The following is a 2384-nucleotide window of genomic DNA, read 5'->3' on the forward strand; positions in this document are numbered from 1 at the left end:
ACATATTTGAATATTCAAAACTTTGAAAATAATCCCCGTAAAAAAGCTATCTCATCCTACACAGGAACAGCATTCAAGAAGATAAAAGAGGAAAATTATTCTCAAGAGGAATCTGATTTCTTAAAAAACCATCTGATAATTCTGTCGGCGTTCTACGGAATCGTTTCACCCTTTGATTCTATTTCTCCCTATAGACTCGACGCTACCACCAGAGTTTTTGAGGATATCTCTCTTTACAGTTTTTGGAAGGAGTTTATCACAGACGAGCTAAATCGTATCTTTGAAAATAACGGCGAAAATTTTTTGATAGACCTGGCTTCTTCGGAATTTATAAAGATGATAGATAAAAAAAAGTTTAAGTATACTATTATCAGTGTGGATTTCAAAGAGTATAAGAATGGAAAATATACCTCTGTAAGCACTTATTCAAAGAAAGCGAGGGGAATGATGATAGATTATCTCGTGAGAAAAAAGTCAGAATCTCCAGAAGACATTAAATCATTTGACCTCCAGGGTTATTCATTTAATCCGGAGTTGTCTACAGAAAGCAGATATGTGTTTACCAGATAATTTTTTTAATATGTTTAAACCTTGAGAAGCATAATTACCCAGATAAAATAATACTTAAAGAAAGAGGAAAAAATGAAAAAATTATTGTTTTTATTTCTAAGCATGTACACATTCATATTTGCTATCACAGACTTTCCATCTATCAATTGGAAGGACAAGGAATTTGATATTTTGATGTCCTTTCCGGGTATAGAGGAGGACCTCAGTTATCTTCAGGATACAAAGATTCTCTCCCAAGAAAACCCAAAAGACAAGATAAGCTCTTATAAGTTTTATTTGAAAAACGGGTCCCTTTATAAAGTAGAGGTCGTATTTGACTCTTCAAGAGTTGAAAAAAATGATATCAAAAATATCTACGAAACTCTGGAAAAAAATATGGGAACCCCAGTATCAAAAGATCCTATTAATATTAATTTGGGAGATATGAACCTTCGTGGAAACTCCATAACTTTCTTTCCAGATAGTGAAACCACTGTTTTTTTCAAAGGTATGGACACAATAGACAAAGATAATAATATGATTAATTCACAGTTGAGCCTGGAATACTGGGATAACAGAATGCTGAATATGGCCCAATAGTAAGATAAAAATATTAAACTTTAACAATATAAAAAGCAAAAGAAAAAAGAGTGCTAAGCACTCTTTTTATTATTGACGTTATACACAATAAGCGAAGTAAATACAAGGATCATGCCCAGTATGCTTACAAAATTTGGACTTTCTTCCGGAAGAATCGTCCAGCTGATCACAGCCCCTAAAACAGGTATTATAAATTTCAGCATATTCAGTTCCGAAACTTTCATATTCTCTATCTGTATAGCCATAAACCAGAGTGAGAATGCTGCAGCAGAAACAAAGGCAAGCCATAAGAGACTTAAATAAAACTCCTTAGGAAGATTAAAAAATCTGATACTATAGCTCCTTTCAAAAATCCTACCCATTATAAGGAGCATAGTCCCTCCCCACAGCATCTGATTAGATGTAAGGAATCTTCCGTCAATGCCTCCCTTTATTTGGGCAACCTTTATATTGGCATAACTGGAAAGAGTGGAATTTATCAAAAGCATAAATATCCCCATCATCTCTTTTCTGCCTACAGGAGTTATGGGCTTAGTATTAAAAATTATAACCCCTACACCCATTATTCCTAAAAGTATGCTCATAAACTTCATCCTGTCCATTTTGTCGTTATCTAAAATAAAGTGAGTCATCACAGCAGTTATAAGAGGACCTGTACCTATTATTATGGCTGCAGTGGCTCCGCTTACATATTTCATTGCCGTGTAGTAGAAGGCATAGCCTATTCCCACATTGAGAAGGGCTACATAGGTTATTACTCTTCTGTGAGTTGCCAAAAGGGTAAAGACATTTTTTCTCCAGCAAAAGGGAATAAGGATAACACCGGCAAGGGTAAATCTCATCCCTGCAAAGGTGAGAGGAGCAGGCACATATTTAAATCCTATCTTGACCCATGCAAAAGCACTAGACCACAGAAAACATGCCATAATACCCATAATAATACCATGATGTTTCTTCAGAGTCACAAAATATCACCAGCCCTTTTTTTAATTTGTCTCTCATTCTACACCAAGTTTATATCAAAAGATATATTTTCCAAAAAATAAAAAAAAGAACCTAAATGGTTCAAATAATGGCGGGAGTGACGAGACTCGAACTCGCGACCCCCGGCGTGACAGGCCGGTGCTCTAACCAACTGAGCTACACCCCCATTAGGTATGTATAAATATGGTGGTCGCAACAGGACTTGAACCTGTGACCCCCTGCTTGTAAGGCAGGTGCTCTCCCAACTGAGC

The 2384-nt window shown here is 36.0% G+C and carries 3 protein-coding genes and 1 tRNA gene; 2 read left to right on the plus strand and 2 right to left on the minus strand.

The genetic code is table 11. From position 1 onward, the window contains the following. A partial coding sequence (locus tag ABZA26_RS12810; RefSeq protein ID WP_372714903.1) for a YaaA family protein occupies positions 1-570 on the plus strand: 570 nt, incomplete at its 5' end. Positions 571-642: 72 nt separating this feature from the next. Then, on the plus strand, positions 643-1149 hold the full coding sequence (locus tag ABZA26_RS12815) for a hypothetical protein (RefSeq protein WP_372714904.1): 507 nt from the start codon (positions 643-645) through the stop codon (positions 1147-1149). Between the two features lie 53 nt (positions 1150-1202). On the opposite strand, the gene ABZA26_RS12820 is transcribed toward ABZA26_RS12815, so the two are convergent. Both ABZA26_RS12820 and ABZA26_RS12825 read right to left on the minus strand, forming a co-directional pair. Then, positions 1203-2084 carry a DMT family transporter gene (locus ABZA26_RS12820; RefSeq protein ID WP_372714905.1) on the minus strand — a complete coding sequence of 294 codons (882 nt, stop codon included), beginning with the start codon at positions 2082-2084 and terminating at the stop codon, positions 1203-1205. Positions 2085-2222: 138 nt separating this feature from the next. Beyond that, positions 2223-2299 (minus strand) — tRNA-Asp (locus ABZA26_RS12825). Positions 2300-2384: the final 85 nt, after the last annotated feature.

The organism is Ilyobacter sp., assembly GCF_041583315.1.
Classification (GTDB): domain Bacteria; phylum Fusobacteriota; class Fusobacteriia; order Fusobacteriales; family Fusobacteriaceae; genus Ilyobacter.